At 63.2% G+C, this 20,075-nt stretch carries 17 protein-coding genes and 2 pseudogenes; 7 read left to right on the plus strand and 12 right to left on the minus strand.

Annotation, left to right across the window (positions count from 1 at the left end; translation table 11 throughout):
* Positions 1-234: 234 nt before the first annotated feature.
* Positions 235-348, plus strand: a pseudogene (locus XalbCFBP2523_RS17250) (IS3 family transposase); the annotation flags it as partial.
* Between the two features lie 145 nt (positions 349-493).
* On the opposite strand, the gene XalbCFBP2523_RS14710 reads toward XalbCFBP2523_RS17250, so the two are convergent.
* Entirely contained in the window at positions 494-1,327 is an 834-nt protein-coding gene (locus XalbCFBP2523_RS14710) for a TrmH family RNA methyltransferase (protein WP_012916771.1), read from the minus strand.
* Between the two features lie 933 nt (positions 1,328-2,260).
* On the opposite strand from XalbCFBP2523_RS14710, the gene XalbCFBP2523_RS14715 reads away from it, so the two are divergent.
* From XalbCFBP2523_RS14715 to XalbCFBP2523_RS14725, 3 genes are all read left to right on the plus strand, one after another.
* On the plus strand, positions 2,261-3,004 hold the full coding sequence (locus tag XalbCFBP2523_RS14715) for a polysaccharide deacetylase family protein (RefSeq protein WP_045766108.1): 744 nt from the start codon (positions 2,261-2,263) through the stop codon (positions 3,002-3,004).
* Positions 3,001-4,128, plus strand: a complete 1,128-nt coding sequence (locus XalbCFBP2523_RS14720; RefSeq protein WP_045758319.1) for a glycosyltransferase family 4 protein — start codon at positions 3,001-3,003, stop codon at positions 4,126-4,128. The genes XalbCFBP2523_RS14715 and XalbCFBP2523_RS14720 overlap by 4 nt, the downstream gene beginning before the upstream one ends.
* Positions 4,129-4,666: 538 nt before the next feature.
* A complete protein-coding gene (locus XalbCFBP2523_RS14725; protein ID WP_045766792.1) occupies positions 4,667-5,722 on the plus strand; it encodes a hypothetical protein in 1,056 nt (351 codons plus the stop codon).
* A gap of 204 nt (positions 5,723-5,926) precedes the next feature.
* On the opposite strand, the pseudogene cysN reads toward XalbCFBP2523_RS14725, so the two are convergent.
* From cysN to XalbCFBP2523_RS17260, 4 genes and pseudogenes are all read right to left on the minus strand, one after another.
* Positions 5,927-7,786: pseudogene (gene cysN, locus XalbCFBP2523_RS14730) on the minus strand (sulfate adenylyltransferase subunit CysN); the annotation flags it as partial.
* 56 nt (positions 7,787-7,842) lie between these two features.
* Positions 7,843-8,829, minus strand: coding sequence for a sulfate adenylyltransferase subunit CysD (gene cysD / locus XalbCFBP2523_RS14735; RefSeq protein ID WP_268989564.1), 987 nt, complete (start codon positions 8,827-8,829; stop codon positions 7,843-7,845).
* A gap of 486 nt (positions 8,830-9,315) precedes the next feature.
* Complete coding sequence (locus tag XalbCFBP2523_RS17255) at positions 9,316-9,633, minus strand: hypothetical protein (protein ID WP_249027733.1); 318 nt, start codon at positions 9,631-9,633, stop codon at positions 9,316-9,318.
* A gap of 27 nt (positions 9,634-9,660) precedes the next feature.
* Complete coding sequence (locus tag XalbCFBP2523_RS17260) at positions 9,661-9,825, minus strand: hypothetical protein (RefSeq protein WP_230595954.1); 165 nt, start codon at positions 9,823-9,825, stop codon at positions 9,661-9,663.
* A gap of 119 nt (positions 9,826-9,944) precedes the next feature.
* Between XalbCFBP2523_RS17260 and XalbCFBP2523_RS14745 the strand changes: the two genes are divergently transcribed.
* Positions 9,945-10,505 carry an O-acetyl-ADP-ribose deacetylase gene (locus tag XalbCFBP2523_RS14745; protein ID WP_012916779.1) on the plus strand — a complete coding sequence of 187 codons (561 nt, stop codon included), beginning with the start codon at positions 9,945-9,947 and terminating at the stop codon, positions 10,503-10,505.
* A gap of 112 nt (positions 10,506-10,617) precedes the next feature.
* On the opposite strand, the gene XalbCFBP2523_RS14750 is transcribed toward XalbCFBP2523_RS14745, so the two are convergent.
* The 7 genes from XalbCFBP2523_RS14750 to gap form a co-directional block, all read right to left on the minus strand.
* Complete coding sequence (locus tag XalbCFBP2523_RS14750; protein ID WP_012916780.1) at positions 10,618-11,622, minus strand: class I fructose-bisphosphate aldolase; 1,005 nt, start codon at positions 11,620-11,622, stop codon at positions 10,618-10,620.
* 251 nt (positions 11,623-11,873) lie between these two features.
* Complete coding sequence (locus XalbCFBP2523_RS14755; RefSeq protein WP_146084099.1) at positions 11,874-12,182, minus strand: hypothetical protein; 309 nt, start codon at positions 12,180-12,182, stop codon at positions 11,874-11,876.
* A 70-nt stretch (positions 12,183-12,252) separates the two neighbouring features.
* On the minus strand, positions 12,253-12,894 hold the full coding sequence (locus XalbCFBP2523_RS14760; RefSeq protein WP_045766793.1) for a hypothetical protein: 642 nt from the start codon (positions 12,892-12,894) through the stop codon (positions 12,253-12,255).
* A 676-nt stretch (positions 12,895-13,570) separates the two neighbouring features.
* Positions 13,571-15,037 carry a pyruvate kinase gene (pyk, locus tag XalbCFBP2523_RS14765; protein WP_045766794.1) on the minus strand — a complete coding sequence of 489 codons (1,467 nt, stop codon included), beginning with the start codon at positions 15,035-15,037 and terminating at the stop codon, positions 13,571-13,573.
* Positions 15,038-15,250: 213 nt separating this feature from the next.
* The gene (locus XalbCFBP2523_RS14770) at positions 15,251-15,901 is read right to left on the minus strand and encodes an HAD hydrolase-like protein (RefSeq protein WP_045766112.1); all 651 of its coding nucleotides are present in this window, start codon (positions 15,899-15,901) and stop codon (positions 15,251-15,253) included.
* Complete coding sequence (locus XalbCFBP2523_RS14775; protein WP_045766113.1) at positions 15,898-17,073, minus strand: phosphoglycerate kinase; 1,176 nt, start codon at positions 17,071-17,073, stop codon at positions 15,898-15,900. Before XalbCFBP2523_RS14775 ends, XalbCFBP2523_RS14770 begins: the two co-directional genes overlap by 4 nt.
* 358 nt (positions 17,074-17,431) lie before the next feature.
* Positions 17,432-18,433, minus strand: coding sequence for a type I glyceraldehyde-3-phosphate dehydrogenase (gene gap / locus XalbCFBP2523_RS14780; protein ID WP_012916785.1), 1,002 nt, complete (start codon positions 18,431-18,433; stop codon positions 17,432-17,434).
* A gap of 227 nt (positions 18,434-18,660) precedes the next feature.
* On the opposite strand from gap, the gene XalbCFBP2523_RS14790 reads away from it, so the two are divergent.
* Both XalbCFBP2523_RS14790 and XalbCFBP2523_RS14795 read left to right on the plus strand, forming a co-directional pair.
* Positions 18,661-19,473 carry a S1/P1 nuclease gene (locus XalbCFBP2523_RS14790; protein WP_045766114.1) on the plus strand — a complete coding sequence of 271 codons (813 nt, stop codon included), beginning with the start codon at positions 18,661-18,663 and terminating at the stop codon, positions 19,471-19,473.
* 232 nt (positions 19,474-19,705) lie between these two features.
* The gene (locus tag XalbCFBP2523_RS14795; protein WP_045766115.1) at positions 19,706-20,074 is read left to right on the plus strand and encodes a rhodanese-like domain-containing protein; all 369 of its coding nucleotides are present in this window, start codon (positions 19,706-19,708) and stop codon (positions 20,072-20,074) included.
* Position 20,075: the final 1 nt, after the last annotated feature.

Genomic DNA, 20,075 nt, shown 5'->3' on the forward strand with positions numbered 1-20,075 from the left:
GGATGAAGCGCTCCAGCTCAGTGACAAGATAAAACAACAACCGAGCCTGCGCCGGTCCCATTTGTCTACATAAGACTATCCGTGAAGCTGACAGCAGCACAGATGGAACGCTCCATTTGTCTACATTTAGAGACAACGCGTGCGCAACTTATAGGTTGCTTATCCCAACGCATGACTGCTTACAAGTGCTACTGACTTGAGGCACCACTCAATTTTGAGTCCCGCCCTCCCAGTGCGGTCGCCATTGAGGTGGAGCGCGCAATCTCCGGTCAGGGCGTGACGCGTGTGGTGGAGCCGCTGGGCATCAGTCGCGGCCTATGTTTGCGCACAAAATTGCATCGTAAATTTGCACCGGTTCAAGCCGACGCATGCTATCGCCGCTACGACGATGCTGAGCACCACATGAAATCAAATCATCGCCGACAACGTCGCCACAGCATTCAAACGCGATGACGCATGCCTACGTCACGCACGCCGCTGCCCAAACGCCTTTCTATCGATCTATCTGCAATGAGTGGAGGCCGCACCATGTCCCCAGCAACACGGCGGCAGCGGCGGCGACATTGAGACTCTCCACCGCGCCACTGCCAGGAATCGACAGACGCAGATCGCAAGCCTGCGCGAAGCCGCGGTCCATGCCATCGCGCTCGGCACCCATCACATAGATCAGGCGTTGCGGTAACGCGGTTGCGAACAGCGCGTCGCCGCCCTCGACCAGGGTCGCCGCCAAGGCGAAATCGGCGTTGCGCAGTTGCGCCAGCGCCTGCGCGGGCGCCGGCAAACGCACCAGCGGCACTGCCTCGGCACCGCCCTCGGCGACCCGCGCGGCAGCACCGGACAAGGCCAACGTCGCCCCTTCCGGCAACAGAATTGCCGCCGCACCGAAGTGCGCCGCCGAACGCAGGATGGCACCGAAGTTGTGCGGGTTACCGACCCCATCCAGCCACAACGCCAACGCCGGCCCCGGCGCCAACGTCCGCAGCCAGTCGGCCAAGGGCAAGGGCGCTTCGCGCAGCACATCGGCGACCACGCCTTCGTGGTGCGCGCTGGCGGCGAGCTTGTTCAGATCGTTGTCGTCCACCACGCGGTAACCGACACGGTGCGCCACGCACCATTTGAGCAACGGCTGCAACGCGGGAATCCGCGCCTCGGCCAGATACAACTTGCGAATCGCCTCGGGCCGCCGCGCGTACACCGCGCGCACGGCGTTGAACCCGTACAGACGCAACTCGTCGCGATGGGCATCGGCCACAGGCGCGAGCGCACTGCGCTGCTTCGGTGCAGACGCCCGCGTGCCACCGGGACGGTTCCCCCAGGGCGAGTTCATCGGTTCGCACCCAGCACACCGACAGTACAGAAACAACGAAGAAGAGCGCGCATGGGAGTCTCCTGAAAGCGCACAGGCCACGCGTCGGATCGACGCGACTCGGTAATTTCCACGCATCCAGCGCCATCAATCAGGTCGCATCGGCACATTCTGATCGCGACATAAGCACGCTTGAACTTGGACACAATAGCAAATGATTGCATCGATCTGTGCACAAGCCCACAAATTAGACCCCCAAAATAATAAATAATCACAAATATAAAAATTAATTAATTAAAATAATAGAAAAATATACCAGATTCACCAACTGATTTGCTGAATATTTACAATAATACTACACCTTCACGCTCTATCGTCGTCGCTCCTCCGGCAACCACGCAGGCCTGTATAGAGTCGAGCCACATCTCTCAGCACACTCGTTTCTCCAAGGGGAATCACGCATCGGCGGTCCAGCTTGCGCGTGTCAACGTGCCAACCGACATTCGAACGCGGAGTTTCCTGGCAACGCACTTCACATTTCATAGGGGCAAGGGAATTCCAATATGAACATCAATAATGCACACCACGCAACATCCTTGGCACGCCGCCATACCGGCATCGCATTAATTTCTTCACTTCATCGACTTTACTTTTGCTGTGTAGGTGAGCCCGTTTTTCTAAGGCATCCGCGCCGAGGTAGAGTTGCTATCCCGCACGGCGGCCTCGCCCCACGCGGGCACAGCGCTGGAACCGCCAACGTCCAGTAGGCGGCGACGATATGGATCATACCGCCACGGACCCTCATGTCCGCGAGCACGTCCATCAGCACATTCGACGCAGGCCGGCATCAGCGCGTCATGCCAGCCGCCATGCCCTCGCCGCCACGGACCCGCACGCGCAAGCTGCGCTAAAATCCCTCGCTGCCAATCGCCCCCTGTCACCGAACCGTTCCCGATGCCTTCCGAGACCTCCGCCACGGCCCGCATTCCGATTTTCATGTACCACAACATCGCCGAGGCGCCGCGACACCTGAAGGTTTACCGCAGTCTGTACGTCACGCCAGCGCGCTTCGCCCGGCAGATGCGCCTGATGCAGCGGCTGGGCTACCGCGGCGTGTCCATGTCCGAGGCCATGCCTTATCTGCGTGGCGAGCGCCAAGGCAAGATCGCGGCGATCACCCTGGACGATGGCTATCTCGATAACCTGCACGCGGCGCTGCCGGTGCTGCAACGGCTGGGCTTCACCGCCACCGTGTACATGGTCAGCGGCTGCATCGGCCGCCACAACATCTGGGACGCGCAGAAACTCGGCATCGAAAAGCCGCTGATGAACCTGGACGAGTTGCGCCGCTGGCGCGCCGGCGGCATGGAGATCGGCGCACACACCCGCTCGCACCCGCACCTGACCGGCTGCAGCGACGCCGTGTTGCGCGAGGAGATCGGCGGCTGCAAGCGCGAGCTGGAAGATCTGCTCGGCGAAGCGGTGCCGCAATTCTGCTATCCGTATGGGGACGTGGACGAACGCGTCGCCGAGGCCGTGCGCGCCGCCGGCTATACCGCCGCGACCAGCACCCGCCGCGGCCGCGCCGTGGCCGGTTCCGATCCATGGCGCTACCCGCGCATCCAAGTGGCACGCCACCATCTGCTGCCGCACTTCGCGCTGCGTGCACTGACCGCTTACGAGGATCGCCGCGCATGAAATTTCTGTTCGTGGGCACCAACGCGGAGAACACAGGCGCGGCCACGCATTTCGTGGCCCTGGCGCAGGCACTGGCCGGCGTCGGCCACGATGTGGAAGTGATCGCCTGCGCGGGCGGACTGATCGCCGAGGAACTGCAGCGCAGCGGCATCACCGTGCATCTGGGGCGCTTCCGCAACGTGCTGGACCCGGCCGGTTACGCGCCACTGCTGCGGGCGGCGCGGCGCAGCAAGCCCGATTGGCTGGTTGGCAACTTCGGCAAGGAATACTGGCCACTGCTGCTAGCCGGGCACGCACTGGGCATCCGCGTGGCGCTGTTCCGGCATCGCACACCGGCGATGAGCGCGCTGTCCGGCTACGCGATCCCGCGTCTGGCGGCGCGGTTCTTCGCGGTGTCGCACTACGCGCGGCATGCTTATTTGCAGCGTGGCGTGCCGGAGGCGCTGGTGCAGGTGCTGTACAACCCGGTGAACATGGAGCGGCTGCGTCCGGATCCAGCACGGGGCCAAGCCATCCGCCGCGCGCAGCAATTGCCCGACGATGCAATCGTACTCGGCTACAGCGGACGCATGCACGCCGGCAAGGGCATCTTCCCGCTGTTGCAGGCCGCGTCGGCGGCGATGGCACTGGAACCGCGGCTGTACTGCCTGTGGCTCGGCGATGGCCCGGACGCGGCGCAGTTGCAAGCGCAGGCCGCCGCTCAGGACAACGGCGCGCGGCACCGTTTCGTCGGCTGGGTGAACGACACCACACCGTACTACAACGCAATGTCGATGCTGGCGTTTCCGTCGCTGGCGCCGGAAACCTTCGGCCGCGTCTCGGTGGAAGCGCAAGCCAGCGAAGTGCCGGTACTGGCCAGCGACGTCGGCGGCGTGGCCGAAACATTGGATGCGGACATCAGCGGCGAACTGCTTCCGCCCGGGGACGTGGACGCCTGGCGCGATGCGATCGTGCGCTTGTGCGATGCGTCGCGGCGCCAGCGTATGGGCCAGGCCGGGCGTGCGTTCGTCCAGCAACACTTCGGTGGCGCAGTGATCGCCACGCAGTTCGTACAGTTGCTGGAGCAACCGCGCTGCGCTCCGCCACCACCGGCTCAGACGCGACAGAGCGCAGGCACACGCTGAGCGCAGCCTCGCGCACGCGGCGACGGTGTAAATCCGGCGCTTGGTGATGCGCTCAGTCTCGTCCGCGATGGTTTAAAGGGCGCTCACACGAGGCGACGATTTCCGCTCTTCATCCAATTCCATCGCCTGGCATCTCCACACTCGAAGTGGGGTACCACAGAAATGGTTGCATCGGCACGCGCACTTTATATACGCATAAATTCAAAAAAGAAAACGCCGAACAAGATTTAACCGTGACGCAGCTTCGCAGTTTAACGACCATGCCGGATTCGCGAATTCAATTGCTGAATTTCCACAAGAATGCCGCATAAATTTGGCCCATTGTCGCCACTCCTACGGCAACAATGCAGGCCACTATCGAGCCAACTTACATCGCTCAATACCCTCGTTTCGCACAGGGGAATTCCGCACCCGCGATCAAGCTTGCGCGTGTCGACATGCAACCCAGGATCCAAACACGGGGTTTGTCGGGAACACACTCGCATTCACTCACGACAAGGCGATTCCAATGAATTTCAACGCAAATCATGCAACATCCGTGGCACCCCGCTATCGCCGCCATACCGGCATCGCACTCACGCTTTTACTTCTACTTCCGCTACTGGGTCTGAGCAGTGTCAGCACCGCCCTCGCCCAGCAATATGCACCCGACGCACGCCTGATGCGGGTCGCCGATCTGAAAGCCAAACACAAACCTGTCAACGTCCCCGACGACTACGTGCAGACCCCGTTCGGCTACTTCCCGCCCGCCTGCGTCCACCACATCAGCAACGACGAGCGTATCCTCGGGGATAGCAGCGTGCAGCACGCCAATGGCGTGCGCGAACCACCCCAGGTCTGCACCCAGGACAACTTCACCGCCAAAGGCATCCGGGTACACCCGGACGGCCGTGGCCTGGATGGCCTGCAAGTCCGCGGCAGCGCCGCGCTGACCGCATCCAAACCTCACGGCTCGGTGCCGCCGGCAGCGCTCGACCACAACTGGATTCAGGCCGCCGGTTACGAGACGGGAACCCCGATGGGCCGCATCGTCGCAAGCTGGCAAGTGCCGCAAAACCCGACCAACGCGACACAGCAGGTCTTGTACTTCTTCCCCGCCATAGAGACCGACTATAAAGCAATCCTGCAACCGGTACTGGGCTACTACGGCGACAGCAACACCTGGGACCTAAGCAGTTGGAATTGCTGTCAGGACGGCACCGTGTGGTACAGCGATTCCATTCCGGCCAAGACCGGCGATCAGATCGTGGGCGACACCTATGCCACCTGCAACGACGGTCGCCCCTGCTATAGCTGGAATGTCGACACGCGTAACCTCACCAGCGGCCAGAGCGTGCGGCTCAGTACCACGTACTACGGCGACCAGCGCACGAAAAAGGTGATTGGCGGCGCCCTGGAAGTGTACTACTTGGACAGTTGCGACCAGTATCCACCCGACGGCAGCATCACGTTCAACAACATCGGCGTGTACGACTACACACGACAACGTGTGCAGTCGCCGCCGTGGAATTCCATCATCGACAGTTCCGGTCTTGATGTGCAATGCAACTACGATTTGGGGACCACCTCCACTTCGGCCACGATCTACTATTGAAGTCGGTCCCTCCGTCGCGCCGCCGCTGCCTGGGCGGCGCGACGTTCATGACACCGACCGAGTGGAAGTGCAAGCGAGCATCGGCAGATCGCTCGCGTGCGTGACGCGCGTACCCGATTTGCGTGGAGCAGCGGGCAAGATCAGGCGCGCGTTATAGCTTGGTCAGCCACCAAAACGCATGGGCCATGCCCTGCATGTGCACCCTCAATCGCGCGCCTCCAGCCAGGCCAGCACCTGCTCCGCCAGCGCGGACACCTCTTCGCTATCGGCACGCAGGTGCAGGTCCGGCTGCGTCGGCGGCTCGTAGGGCGAGTCGATCCCGGTGAAATTGGGAATCTTCCCGGCACGCGCCTTGGCGTAGAGCCCTTTGACGTCGCGCGCCTCGGCCACCTGTAACGGCACATCGACGAATACTTCGACGAACTCGCCAGGCGCGAAGCGTGCCCGCGCCATCTCGCGCTCGGCGCGAAACGGCGAGATGAAACTGACCAACACGATCAGCCCGGCATCGATCATCAGCCGCGCCACCTCAGCGACGCGACGAATGTTCTCCACACGATCCTCGTCGGTGAAGCCCAGATCGCGATTGAGCCCATGGCGCACATTGTCGCCATCGAGCAAAAAAGTATGCCGGCCCTGCGCATGCAAGCGTTTTTCGACCAGATTGGCAATTGTGGATTTGCCGGCACCAGACAGGCCGGTGAACCACAGTACCCGTGGCGTCTGCCCCTTGATCCGTGCGCGCGCCGCCTTGTCCACGTCCAGATGCTGCCAGTGCAGGTTGCCGGCGCGACGTAGCGCGAAATCCAGGGTACCCGCCGCGACGGTGGCATTGCTGTGCCGATCGATCAGGATGAAACCGCCAAGCGTGCGATTGCGCGCATATGGGACGAACGCGACCGGCTGATCCAACGCCAGATTGCAGTAGCCGACCTCGTTGAGTTCCAGGCGCTTGGCGGCGAGCCGCTCTTGGGTGTTCACATCGACCCGGTATTTGATCTCGCTGACGCTGGCCACCACCGTGCGCGTGCCGATCTTCAGCCAGTACGGACGACCGGGCAGTAGTGCGGCATCGTCCATCCACAGCACATGCGCGGCGAACTGATCGGCCACTTCCGGCGGATCCGCCGCCGCGGCGATGACGTCGCCGCGACTGATGTCGATCTCGTCGGCCAGGGTCAGCGTGACCGCCTGACCGGCCACCGCACACGCCACCTCGGTCGCGCCGATCAACACCTGCGCGACATGGGAACGACGCCCAGACGGCACCACCACCACCGCATCGCCTAGCTTCACCTCGCCCGCCGCCACGGTGCCGGCGAAGCCACGGAACTGGGCGTGCGGACGGTTGACCCACTGCACCGGCAGGCGCAACGCGCGGTCGGCCTCATGCGTTTCCAGCTCCAGGCTTTGCAAATGTTCGAGCAACGCCGGGCCGGCGTACCACGGCATGCGTGCGGAAGGCTGCAACAGGTTGTCGCCCTCCAGTGCGGACAGCGGAATGCACTGGACCTGATCGATGCCCAGTTGCGTAGCCAACGCACGGTATTCAACGGCGATCGCCTCGAAGGCGTCGCGCGCAAATCCGACCAGATCCATTTTGTTGACCGCGAGCACCACATGGCGCAGCCCCAGCAGCGCCACGATATACGTGTGCCGACGGGTCTGGGTCAGCAGCCCCTTGCGCGCATCCACCAGCACCACCGCCACGTCGGCGGTGGAAGCCCCAGTGGCCATATTGCGGGTGTACTGCGCATGCCCAGGACAATCGGCGACGATGAACTTGCGGGTGTCGGTATCGAAGTAACGGTAGGCCACATCAATGGTGATGCCCTGCTCGCGCTCGGCGGCCAGACCGTCGAGCAACAGCGCGTAGTCGATCGCCCCGCCCTGCGTACCATGGCGCTTGCTGTCGGCGCCGAGCGCGGCGAGCTGATCGTCGAACACCTGCTTGCTGTCGTACAACAGCCGGCCGATCAACGTACTCTTGCCGTCATCGACGCTGCCGCACGTGATGAAGCGCAACAGTGGTTTGCATTCGTGCCGATGCAAATAGCCCACGATGTCGGATGCACCGCCTCCGCCCTCCAGCTCCGTCGCACGCCCGGTTTTCATACCCATCAGAAGTAGCCCTCGATCTTCTTCTGCTCCATCGAAGCGCCTGGATCCTGATCGATGATGCGCCCCTGGCGCTCGGAGGTGGTGGCCTGCAACATCTCGGCGATGATCTTTTCCAAGGTATCGGCCTGCGATTCGACGGCACCGGTCAGCGGATAGCAACCGAGCGTGCGAAACCGAACCCAGCGTCGCTGCGGCACTTCGCCCTCGCGCAACGGCAAGCGCGCATCGTCCACCATGATCAGCGCACCATCACGCTCCACCACCGGTCGCTCGGCAGCGAAATACAGCGGCACCACCGGAATCGCCTCGCGGTAGATGTACAGCCAGATATCCAGCTCGGTCCAATTGGACAGCGGGAACACGCGCACGCTCTCGCCGGGATGGATGCGCGGGTTGTACAAATTCCACAACTCCGGACGCTGCTGCTTGGGATCCCAGCGCTGGCGGTCGTTGCGAAACGAGAACACCCGCTCCTTCGCCCGCGCCTTTTCCTCGTCACGGCGCGCACCGCCGATGGCCGCATCGCACTGCCACAACGCCAGCGCCTGCTTCAACGCCTGCGTCTTCATCACCTCAGTGTGCATACTGGCGCCATGCGTGAACGGGCCGATGTCCTGCGCGGCCCCGTCGGGATTGATGTAGACGCGCAGATCCACACCGGTTTCGACGGCCCGCCGATCGCGAAAGGCAATCATCTCGCGAAACTTCCAGCGCGTATCCACATGCAGCAATGGCATCGGTGGCGGCGCAGGCGCGAAGGCCTTCAACAGCAAATGCAACAGCACCGAGCTGTCCTTACCCACCGAATACAGCAACAACGGATTGCGGAATTCGGCCACCACCTCGCGCAGGATGTGGAGACTCTCGGCCTCGAGCCGGTCGAGATGGGACAGGACGCAAGCGCTCATGGCAACGAAGTCACATGCAGTGGAAGGCCGAAGCGCAGAGTAACAGCGTGGGCGATGCGAGGGACGGGACGAAGCCATGCATTTGACAGCCGCAGCACAATGCCGGCCATTAATGAAGCGGTTGGCACACCGGCCTCACCTGCGCATGACGGCCATAACTTCGGCAGGCATCTCACTCCCGAATCAGTTCCCGCGCGCAACTTGGACTCAACTTTCAAGCGTAACGCTCCGCAATCGCATCGGATGGACGCATGGAAAAGCAGAACCGTCATTTAAGTTCTTAAGAGCGCACTATGTCCAGCTCCAGGTAGGCCGCATCCACGCGGGGGCTTGGACAAGGAGCTTGTGCAAGTATTGCGACACAGCCTGCCGACACGAGGCAGGTGCATCTCTGCCCGATCAACACCACGCCATTATCGGACCTCAAGACAGGAACGACTCTGCGAGCTTGCCCTGCGTGCCGAAGCCAGTCTCAGTGCCTGCGCCACTACCGACCTTGCTCGCCTTGCAACTCGACTCGGCAGCACGCAGTCGCGCGAAGCTGTCATATCTGACGCAGCCTAACTAGCGGTACAGCCACCAGGCCACAGCGGCAACGGCAACGGCAAACAGCAACCCTGGTATGCCCCAGCGCCAGACACTCGCGCGCTTGCCAGCAGCCACTGTGGGCCCGGCGGCAACAGACAGCTCCAGACGACGATAACGTTGGACCATTACGATCGCCTCGCGCAGCGACATCTCCGGATAGTGATCGAAAATTAGCCTGGCCACTTTGCGCCGCTCGCCGCAGTGCAACGCCATTTCCACCGCCGGTGGCAGGCGCGGTTCGATCGCACTGCTTATCGGGAGTTCGCGCGCGTCTTTGTCGACAACCGCGGACACTCTCCCCATGGCATAGCGATCAAGTCGTTACGCCACCAACTGCGCCGCATCGGCATGCAACCATGACTCGACCTGCAACTTCGCGCTGTGCAGATCCATGTCGCGGTGGGTACGCAATAGTTTGATCGCCTGAATGATCTTGCAACGCGCCAAGGCGTCGGCGACAAGCGGCGGCGGCAGGTTCCGGTTCATGTCGCAGATGTTGAGATGACGATACGAGACAGTCTGGCCATGGGCGAGTTAAGCGGCCGTGGCAGCGGAAGGTCGCAGCATCACACTTCCATCATTCGCCCCCCACAAAGATTCGCGTTATGAAGATCGACATCTGGCAAGGCGACATCACCCATCTCGACGTGGACGCTATCGTCAACGCCACCAACGAATCACTGCTCGGCGGCGACGGGGTGGACGATGCGATTCACCGTGCTGCAGGTCCGGAACTGCTGGAGGAATGTCGGCGACTGCCGGAACTCAAGCCAGGCGTACGTTGCCCGGCCGGTGAAGTACACGCCACGGCAGGTTACCGGCTCAAAGCGCGATATGTGCTGCACACCGTCGGCCCGATGTGGCGCGACGGCCAGCGCAACGAACCAGCGTTGCTCGCCAACTGCTACTGGCGTGCTCTACGTCTAGCCGAGCAGATGGGCCTGGAGTCGGTCGCGTTTCCCCCGATCAGTTGCGGCGCCGCTGGTTACCCGCTGCACCAGGCAGCACGCATCGCAGCGACCGAGACCGACGCCTGGCGGCGTGCGCATGCCTCGCCCAAGCGAATCATTCTGGTGGCCTACGATGCAACAGCCTACAAGGCCTATCAGCAAGCCATGGCCCAGATCACGATCGAGCAAACGGGTGGTCAGGCGCAGGTCGCCTGACCCGCGCCACAGCGACAAACGCCGCAACGCATAGCACAGCGGTCACGCCGCACACACCGATAAAAAAGAACGCCGGCCATCGCCATCTGACGCGAACTGGCCGACCGACACCTCAGCCGCGCCACTTACCCAGCGCCGCCAGGCCGTTTTCCTTGGCCCGTTCGTACACCACCTGCTGTGACTTGGCGACATGACCCTTGATGTCCCGCGACCACAGCTCCAATGCGGCCTGCTGCATCGCACGACCATACGAAAAGCTCAGCGGCCACGGCAGCGGGCCAAGCTGATTCATGGCGTTGAGGTGTGCGGTGGACTGCTCGTCGGTTTGTCCGCCGGAGAGGAACACGATGCCTGGCAGAATCGCCGGCACGGTGCTCTTGAGGCACATCACGGTGGACTCGGCCACTTCCTCGACACCAGCCTGCTCTTCGCAGTCCTTACCCGCGATCACCATCGACGCTTTCAGAATCGTGCCTTCCAGGACCACGTTCTGCTCGTACAACGCACCGAACAGCGCGCGCAGCGTAGCCTCGGTGACTTCGTAGCAAGTCTCGATGTCGTGGTCGCCGTCCATCAGCACTTCCGGCTCCACCATCGGCACCAAGCCCTGTTCCTGGCACAGCGCCGCATAGCGCGCCAGCGCATGCGCGTTGGTTTCGATGCATACGCCCGAAGGGATGTCCTCGCCGATGGTAATGACCGCGCGCCACTTGGCGAAGCGTGCGCCGAGCGTGTAGTACTCCTGCAGGCGCGCACGCAGGCCGTCCAGACCTTCTGTGATCAGCTCGCCCGGCATGCCAGCCAACGGATACGTGCCCTTGTCGACCTTGATGCCCGGGATCAGGCCGTGCTCGGCCATGTATTTCGGAAACGGCACGCCGGCCTTGGTCTTCTGACGGATGGTCTCGTCGTACAGGATGGCGCCAGAAATGTGTTCGCTCAGCTTCGGCGTGGTCAGCAACAGTTCGCGATAGGCGCGGCGGTTTTCCTCGACATTTTCGATGCCGACGCTGGCAAAGCGCTTGGCGATGGTGCTGGTGGATTCGTCGATCGCGATGATGCCCTTACCCTGGGCAACCATCGCCTGTGCGGTTTCGGCAAGCTGTTCGATGCTCATGGGATTCCTGCGATACGGGGGAAGGCCCAGTATATCCCGGTCACCCACGGCAATCGTGGAAGGCGGACCGGCGATCGCGAAACCCGACAACAGCATCGCGCGGTTTTTTCTCTAAAGCCGCCACGTCCATCAGCCCGACACGCTCACCCAGCACATCGCACCTGCCATCGACGCCGGTCCGAAAGCCGATCTCGTCGTTGCAATGGCCTGGCTTTTTCTTGCTCGATCCTGGGTCGCAGGCGCGCCCGCCTTCAGCGCGTCGCAGCAGGCGTAGACGAAGACGCAGGTGGCGTTGCACCGCCCCCGTCCACCCCATTCGGAAACGCCATCGGACAGACCTTCGCATACAGCGCCGAGGAGACCGGATTGTAACAGTGCGGATTGGTGACGACGAATGCACCAGAGGCAGGATTGACCGGCGCCCAGCAATCCGCGGGCACGCCCATGGTGCAAAACAGGAAGGGATTGTTGTCGTAGTAAGGAATGAAGACATACTGGGCCGAGGCCTGCATGGAGACCGCGCACAAGCACAATGCGGCAAACCATCCATGTGATTTCATCACGCGCTCTCCTTGGTTGGAGCCATCTATTGCTGCGTATGAAAGGAGCGATGCGTCCACAAGGTCGCCATCACTGCGACAGCGCCGCTGCAAGCGCGCCCGCCTGGATCACCTGCCCTATCAATTTTTTATTATTGTCGCCATCCAGCGCCTTGCGCGACAGCCGCGCCTGATCGTCCTTGAGCCCAAGAATGTAGTTGTCGTAGGCCTTCATCTCGGCCTGCCAGTAGTTCAGATCCATGGCGTTCTGGGCGACGAAGCGCTGGGTTTCGTTGTCATTGGCCGCCAAGGCCCCCTGGCCGGTCCCCACACTGTCACGCTGGGCCTGCACCTGCTTGAACTGATCGTTGCGCTGGATCAGGCGCTTGAGCATGCGCACGGTTTCGTTGTACTGGGCATTCTGCGCAAGCACCATGCGTTTGCACACCTCCCCCTGCTCATGCACACCATCACCCTGAAAGTTGAGCGTGGCCGAACTGAACTTCTGCAGCAGACCCGATATCCCGCTCTGGCTGGCACCGGGGCAGCTATCCTCCAGACCATAGTCCGACGGACGCTCGGCGAAGCTATCGGCCATCTTGGAGTCGCCGAAATTCAGCCGCTGCAAATTGATGAGCTGCTGTTGGTAATGATCCAACTCATGCTGATACTGCTCGAGCGTCCCCGTCCAGCGGGTAGCCTGATTGGCATATTCCTGCAATGCGCTGGCCATGGATCCAGGGTCATGGACGATCCACTGGGCATTGGCCGGCTTGGCCATCAGTCCAACAGCAATCAACACCCAAGCGAACGAGCGCACTGGACGGAAAAGGCGGAAAGAGGCGTTCATGACGAATCTCGGCAAGTCTTGTTCGGTAATAAAGGCACGCGGAACAGATGACAGCAGGATCCGATGCGCAGGGCAAACAGGCGGCGAGCCCCCCTGTCTTGCGCAACGACGAGCACGGGACACCTCCCCGGCGCTCGAGGGAACCGCATGAAAGCAACCGCTTGTGTGATCCGCTACGCGCATCGTCCTTGAACTGCGCATGAGGCAGTGTGAAAGAACTTTGGCATAGCCTTTGCTGAATTGCCACTGCACGGCACGACAGCCGATGGGCCGTGCAGACATCCCCCTTGGTTTATCTCGCTCTAGAACGCGTGGTAGGAAAATTCCTACCCTTTATCGCGGCGTTTTCCGACCTGCCGACACCATACCGGCGTCAGCTCCCGCGCAACGGCAACTCATTCGCCGCCGGCGGGATCCTGGGCATCGGCTAGCACTGACCGCATCCGCCGCACAGAGGCCAGCGTCCGCAGTCGGAAAAGCAGAGCGTACAGGGAAAACCGCGCGACGCTGGATACGTCGCGCGGCGGGATGGACCGCGCGGGTGGGCCCGGCGGCGCGATTACAGATCGCCCAGACCGGTGGCGTTGCCGTCCGCGCCGACTTCGAGCAGGCGCAGCGTGTTGGTCGCGCCGTGGGTTTCCATGTGCTCACCGCTGGTGAACACCACACGGTCGCCCGGAGCCAACAGGCCAGCATCGACCAGCAGGCGGATGGCGCCACGCGCCGCTTCGCGCGGGGTCAGGCCACGGCTGTCGAAGTTGATCGGGAACACGTCGCGCATCATCGCCATGTGTCGGCGCGCACCATCGTGGCGGGTGACCGCGAAAATCGGCGCCTTGGCGCGGAAGCGCGACAGGTAGCGCGGCGTACCGCCGGACTCGGTCATCGCCACGATCGCGCGCACGCCCACGTGCTGCGACAGGAACATCGTCGCCATCGCGATGGCTTGGTCGGCGCGCTCCAGGTTGCGCGGCGCCATACCGAAGTCGGTCTCGGTCTCGAACTGGCGCTCGGCGCCCAGACAGATGCGCGCCATCGCCTCGACCGCGCGGATCGGATAGGCGCCGGCGGCGCTTTCGGCCGAGAGCATCACCGCGTCTGTACCGTCGATCACCGAGTTGGCCACGTCCAGCACTTCCGCACGGGTGGGGATCGGACTTTCCACCATCGACTGCAACATCTGCGTGGCGGTGATGACCACTTTGTTCTGCGCCAGCGATTCGCGGATGATCTTCTTCTGCAGACCAGGCAGCTCGGCGTCGCCGATCTCCACGCCCAGGTCGCCGCGCGCGACCATCACCACGTCCGAGGCCTCGACGATCTCGGTCAGGTTCTCGATCGCTTCGGTGCGCTCGATCTTGGACACCAACAGCGCATCGCAACCGTGGGCGCGGGCGATACGCCGCGCCTCGTTCATGTCTTCGGCATTGCGGCAGAACGACACTGCGATGAAGTCCACGCCGATCTTGGCGACGATGCCGATCAGCTCTTTGTCGCGCTCGGTCAACGCGCCCAGCGAGAGCCCGCCACCCTGCTTGTTCAGCCCCTTGCGGTCGGACAGCACGCCATCGTTGAGTACGCTGGTGACGATGCGCTCGCCCTGCACGTCGGTCACCTGCAACTGCACCAGACCGTCGTCCAGCAGCAGGACATCGCCCGGGGCCACGTCCTGCGGCAGGCCAAGGTAGCTCACGCCCACTTGGGTAGCGTCGCCGGGCGCGGCATTGGGGTTGGCGATCAGGTCGAAACGCGCGCCCAGCTTGAGCGCAACCTTGCCTTCGGCGAAGCGCTCGATGCGGATCTTCGGGCCGGGCAGATCGGCGAGGATGCCGATCTCGGCACCGACGCGCGCGGCGGCGGCACGTACCTCCTCGGCGCGCTTGGCCTGACCGGAAGGGTCACCGTGGCTGAAATTCAGCCGTACCACGTTGACGCCAGCCCGGAACAGATCCTCGAGCACGCCGGGCGGGTCGGTGGCCGGGCCAAGGGTGGCGAGAATCCTGGTACGGCGCTGGCGTTCGGTCATGATGGCATCCTTCGGAAAAGCATTCAAAGCTAGCACACACACCCATCACACAAAATGGCATTGTGACATGGCCGTCCGCACACCCCGGCATCGGGCGCACACCATGCGCGACAGTATGCAGCCGCGCATGCGGCGAACAACTCAGCCAGCGCGCTACAGACAGGCCAGCCCAGGTCGTCACCCCACGCCATTCCATCCCGATGCCCGCCACGTTCAGGCGGTGGCGAGCACCGGCAGATGCGCAGGCGTCGGCGCCAACGCGCCGGCCCCGGCCAGACGCAGTTCGTCCGCGTCGCCGAAGCCCCACAACACGCCGATGCTGCGCATGCCGTGGTGACGCGCGCCCTCGATGTCCATGCGTCGATCGCCGATCATGCGGCACTGCGCTGCGGGCACGGCCAGCCGTGCCAATGCCTCGGCAATCAAGTCCGCCTTGAAGCGGCGCTGACCATCGTCGCTGGCGCCGACCACCTCCGCGAAACGATCGCCGAAGGGCAAGTGCGCGACGATGCGTTGCGCGAACCGCTGGTTCTTGGACGTCACCACCGCCAACTGGTGACCGGCCGCGTGCAACGCGTCCACCGCCGTGGCGATGCCGTCGAATACCTGCAATTCGCGCCAGCCTTGCGCGTCGTAGCGCGCTCGATACAACGACAGCGCCTGCTCCACCAGCGTTGGATCGCCCTGGAAATACTGGTGGAAGCTGTCGCGTAACGGCGGCCCGATCCAATCGCGCAACTGCGCCAACTCCGGCGCAGGGCGCCCCATGACGGCGAAAGCATGGCGGATGCCGCCGACGATGCCGGCCTCCGAATCGACCAAGGTGCCGTCCAAATCGAAGAACAGGGTGTCGATGCCGCTCACCCGCCACGCGCCTGCAATGCGGCAACCGCGGGCAGGGTCTTGCCTTCCAGAAACTCCAAAAACGCGCCGCCGCCGGTGGAGATGTAGCTCACCTGCTCGGCGATGCCGTACTTGTCGACCGCAGCCAAGGTGTCGCCACCGCCCGCGATGGAGAACGCGCGTGAGGCGGCGATGGCCCGCGCCAGGGTTTCGGTGCCCTTGCCAAACGCGTCGAACTCGAACACGCCAACCGGGCCGTTCCAGACCACGGTCCCGGCCTTGGCAATCAACTCGGCATAGTGCGCAGCGGTCTGCGGGCCGATGTCCAGGATCAGGTCGTCGGCGGCGACGTCGGTGACGGCCTTCACCGTGGCCGCAGCATCCGGCATGAACTGCTTGGCGACCACCACGTCGCTGGGCAGCGGGATCGCTGCGCCGCGCGCGTTGGCGTCGGCGACGATCTTGCGCGCGGTGTCGAGCAGATCCGGCTCGCACAACGATTTGCCCACCGAGTGCCCGGCGGCAGCGATGAAGGTGTTGGCGATGCCGCCGCCAACGATCAGTTGATCGACCTTGTTCACCAGATTCGAGAGCAGTTCCAGCTTGGTCGAGACTTTGCTGCCGGCGACAATCGCCAGCAGCGGTTTGGCCGGATGCTGCAGCGCCTTGGCCAGCGCGTCCAACTCGGCCATCAACAGCGGGCCACCCGCGGCGACCGGGGCGAACTGGATCACGCCATGCGTGGAGGCCTGCGCGCGGTGCGCGGTACCGAAGGCATCCATCACGAACACGTCGCACAGCGCCGCGTATTTCTTCGCCAACGCGGGGTCGTCCTTGCCCTCGCCGACGTTCATGCGGCAATTCTCCAGCAACACGATCTGCCCCGGCTGCACGTCCACGCCATCGACCCAATCGCGCAGCAGCGGCACCTCCACGCCCAGCAGCGCGGCCAGACGCGTGGCCACAGGCTCCAGCGAATCGTCCTTGCTCCACACGCCTTCCTTGGGCCGGCCCAGGTGCGAGGTCACCATCACCGCCGCGCCCTGTTCCAGCGCATGCTTTAGGGTCGGCACCGAGGCCAGGATGCGTTGTTCGGAGGTGATCTGGCCGTTGTCGATCGGCACGTTCAGATCCTGCCGGATCAGCACACGCTTGCCGGACAGGTCGAGATCGGTCATTCGCAAGATGGGCATGTGGTTACTCGCTTATCGTGAGGTTGCATGGGGAAAAGCGCGCCATTGACGTAGCGCGGCGGCAAAGCGTCCGTTGCGGGATGCTCCGTCAATGGCCGCGCGGTGACGAGGCAATGTCCGTATTGTCGGGTGTCGGCTGCGCAGCGGCAAATCGACGCACTGGCACGGATCGGCTGACGTCCGCACAACCATGCATTTCCAGCGCGTCCACGCATCGTTGTCGCCCCCCGCCGCCCGTGCGACGATCCACCGCCACGGCGCTATCGCCCCCATCGCGCACTCGACCTCCCGACGCATCGCGACAGCCACAAAAAAAGCGCCGAACGGCGCTTCTTTTGTATGCGACCTGCCGGACGCGTTACTTCGCCACCACCTTGACCATTTCCAGACACTTGTTGGAATAGCCCCACTCGTTGTCGTACCACGACACCAGCTTGACGAAGGTCGCGTCCAGGGCAATGCCGGCGTCGGCGTCGAAGATCGAGGTGCGCGCATCGCCACGGAAATCCGTCGCCACGACTTTGTCCTCGGTGTAACCGAGAATGCCCTTCAGCGCACCTTCGCTCTGCGCCTTCACCTCGGCGCAAATCTCGGCGTAGGTGGCCGGCTTTTCCAGTTCGACGGTGAGATCGACCACCGACACATCCGAGGTCGGCACGCGAAAGCTCATGCCGGTGAGTTTCTTGTTCAACTCCGGGATCACCACGCCGACCGCCTTGGCCGCGCCGGTGCTGGACGGAATGATGTTCTCTAGGATGCCGCGGCCGCCGCGCCAATCCTTGTTGCTGGGGCCGTCCACGGTCTTCTGCGTCGCGGTGGCGGCATGCACGGTGGTCATCAGGCCGCGCTTGATGCCCCACTTGTCGTGGATCACCTTGGCCAGCGGGGCCAGGCAATTGGTGGTGCAACTGGCATTGGAGACGATGGCCTGACCGGCGTAGCTGCTGTGGTTGACGCCGAACACGAACATCGGCGTATCGTCCTTGGACGGCGCCGACAGGATTACCTTCTTGGCGCCGGCGTCCAGATGCTTCTGCGCGGTTTCCTTGGTGAGGAACAGACCGGTGGATTCGATCACCACCTCGGCACCGACCTCGCCCCACTTCAGCGCGGCCGGATCGCGCTCCTGGGTCAGACGGATTTTCTTGCCGTTGACCACCAGATGACTGTCCTCAACCGACACCTTGCCGGCGAAACGGCCATGCACCGAATCGTATTGCAGCATGTAGGCTAGGTAGTCCGGTTCGAGCAGGTCGTTGATGGCGACGATCTCGATGTCGCTGGCGAAATTCTGTACCGCCGAACGCAGCACATTGCGTCCGATGCGACCGAAACCGTTGATACCGACCTTGATTGCCATTTCAGAGCTCCTGCGGCCGCGTCTGCCGCGGCGGATGGATAGAGAGGGAGCGCATTCTAGCAGGCCGGCCGCAACGCGCCGGACACAGGGATTTGGGACGTTGTTTTGTCGCGCCGGCGCAGGCACCGACATCTCCATCACAACCTGTGTGGTCGCAACTGAGCGGCAACGCAACGACAAGACTGCGCAGCATGGCGAGGGCATCGTCGCCGGCTAGACTGCGCATCATGACGTCCCGCATGTTTTTTCGGACCGCGTTCGCCGCGGCACTCGCCATGGCGCCAGCGGCCGCTTTTGCCTGGGGACCACTGGGCCACCGCCTGGTCGCCGACCTCGCCGAAACCCAACTCACTGCGCAGACCCGCGCGCGCATCCGTCCCCTGCTGCAAGGCGAAGCCAAACCGACGCTGGCCGGTGTCGCCACCTGGGCTGACCAGGTGCGCGAACAGGATCCAGACCTGGGCAAACGCAGCGCGCGCTGGCACTACGTCAATCTGGGCGAGCACGATTGCCACTACGTACAGGCCCGTGATTGCCCCGGGGGCAACTGCGTGGTCGAAGCCTTGCGGCACCAGAGCGCGATCCTTGCCGACCGCAACCAAACGCAGGCGGCCCGCGCCCAGGCACTGAAGTTCGTAGTGCATTTCGCCGGCGACGTGCGGCAACCGTTGCACGCCGGCTATGCCCGCGACAAAGGTGCCAACACCGTGCAGATCCAGTTCAACGGCAACAGCAGTAACCTGCACGCGCTATGGGACAGCGGCTTGCTGGACAGCCGCGGCCTGGACGAAACCGCCTATCTGAAGCAATTGGAAGCACAGCCCCTGCCCCCGCCATCGCCAGCCGGCCCCGCCTTGCCGCCACCGGCCATAGCCTGGGCCGAAGCATCGTGCAGGATCGTGCAACGCCCAGGTTTCTACCCGCACAGCGCAAAACTACCGGCGGACTACGTGACGACTTGGCGCCCAGTCGCCGAGGCGCAGTTGCGCCAGGCCGGCGCCGATTTGGGCGCGCTCTTGAACGCTGCCCTGGGCGAATAAACACGGTTACGCAAACCACCTCGAACCCGTGAAACGCAACGTCGGACGCGCCACGCCAGACCCCCATGGCACCGGCAACAGCGCAGAATCCAGCGCCCCATCGCGCAACCCATGCCTGAGCGAGCGCCTAGCACCAAACCACTTGGCGAAGCGATAAATTCAAAATTTCTTACATTAGAAATTACTGATATAGTGTGCGCCAATCTTTTCCCCCATCCGAGCCACTCAACCCATGCCCGCCTCCTCGACCCAGGCACTGGCCGACCGCGCGTACGCGCAGGCCAACGACCTCCCCCTCCATGTCGATCCCGCCACCGCGCCGCTGCCGGGCGAATGCATCATCGACGTGCGCGAACCCGGCGCGTTCGCCATCGGCCACATTCCCGACGCGATCAACATCCCCCACGGCATCCTCGCATTCCGTCTCGACAGCGATCCGGCGTTGGCCCGGCACGATCAGCCGATCCTGCTGTACTGCACCAGCGGCGGCCATTCCACCGTGGCGGCGCTAAGCTTGCAGCAACTGGGCTACCGCGCGGTGCGCGCACTGCCAGGTGGCTTCCTCGGTTGGATCGCCGCCGGCGGGCCGGTCGATTGCTGAG

Source organism: Xanthomonas albilineans, from assembly GCF_002939705.1.
Classification (GTDB): domain Bacteria; phylum Pseudomonadota; class Gammaproteobacteria; order Xanthomonadales; family Xanthomonadaceae; genus Xanthomonas_A; species Xanthomonas_A albilineans.

Bases quoted from the DNA above. Each gene is read 5' to 3' on its own strand.
- XalbCFBP2523_RS14755 (WP_146084099.1), bottom strand. From the start codon at position 12,182: ATGAAATCACATGGATGGTTTGCCGCATTGTGCTTGTGCGCGGTCTCC.
- pyk (WP_045766794.1), bottom strand. From the start codon at position 15,037: ATGACCGAACGCCAGCGCCGTACCAGGATTCTCGCCACCCTTGGCCCG.
- cysD (WP_268989564.1), bottom strand. From the start codon at position 8,829: ATGGCTTCGTCCCGTCCCTCGCATCGCCCACGCTGTTACTCTGCGCTT.
- XalbCFBP2523_RS14710 (WP_012916771.1), bottom strand. From the start codon at position 1,327: ATGAACTCGCCCTGGGGGAACCGTCCCGGTGGCACGCGGGCGTCTGCA.
- XalbCFBP2523_RS14715 (WP_045766108.1), top strand. From the start codon at position 2,261: ATGCCTTCCGAGACCTCCGCCACGGCCCGCATTCCGATTTTCATGTAC.
- XalbCFBP2523_RS14790 (WP_045766114.1), top strand. From the start codon at position 18,661: ATGACGTCCCGCATGTTTTTTCGGACCGCGTTCGCCGCGGCACTCGCC.
- XalbCFBP2523_RS17260 (WP_230595954.1), bottom strand. From the start codon at position 9,825: ATGAACCGGAACCTGCCGCCGCCGCTTGTCGCCGACGCCTTGGCGCGT.
- XalbCFBP2523_RS14745 (WP_012916779.1), top strand. From the start codon at position 9,945: ATGAAGATCGACATCTGGCAAGGCGACATCACCCATCTCGACGTGGAC.
- XalbCFBP2523_RS14775 (WP_045766113.1), bottom strand. From the start codon at position 17,073: ATGCCCATCTTGCGAATGACCGATCTCGACCTGTCCGGCAAGCGTGTG.
- XalbCFBP2523_RS14760 (WP_045766793.1), bottom strand. From the start codon at position 12,894: ATGGCCAGCGCATTGCAGGAATATGCCAATCAGGCTACCCGCTGGACG.
- XalbCFBP2523_RS14720 (WP_045758319.1), top strand. From the start codon at position 3,001: ATGAAATTTCTGTTCGTGGGCACCAACGCGGAGAACACAGGCGCGGCC.
- gap (WP_012916785.1), bottom strand. From the start codon at position 18,433: ATGGCAATCAAGGTCGGTATCAACGGTTTCGGTCGCATCGGACGCAAT.
- XalbCFBP2523_RS14795 (WP_045766115.1), top strand. From the start codon at position 19,706: ATGCCCGCCTCCTCGACCCAGGCACTGGCCGACCGCGCGTACGCGCAG.
- XalbCFBP2523_RS14750 (WP_012916780.1), bottom strand. From the start codon at position 11,622: ATGAGCATCGAACAGCTTGCCGAAACCGCACAGGCGATGGTTGCCCAG.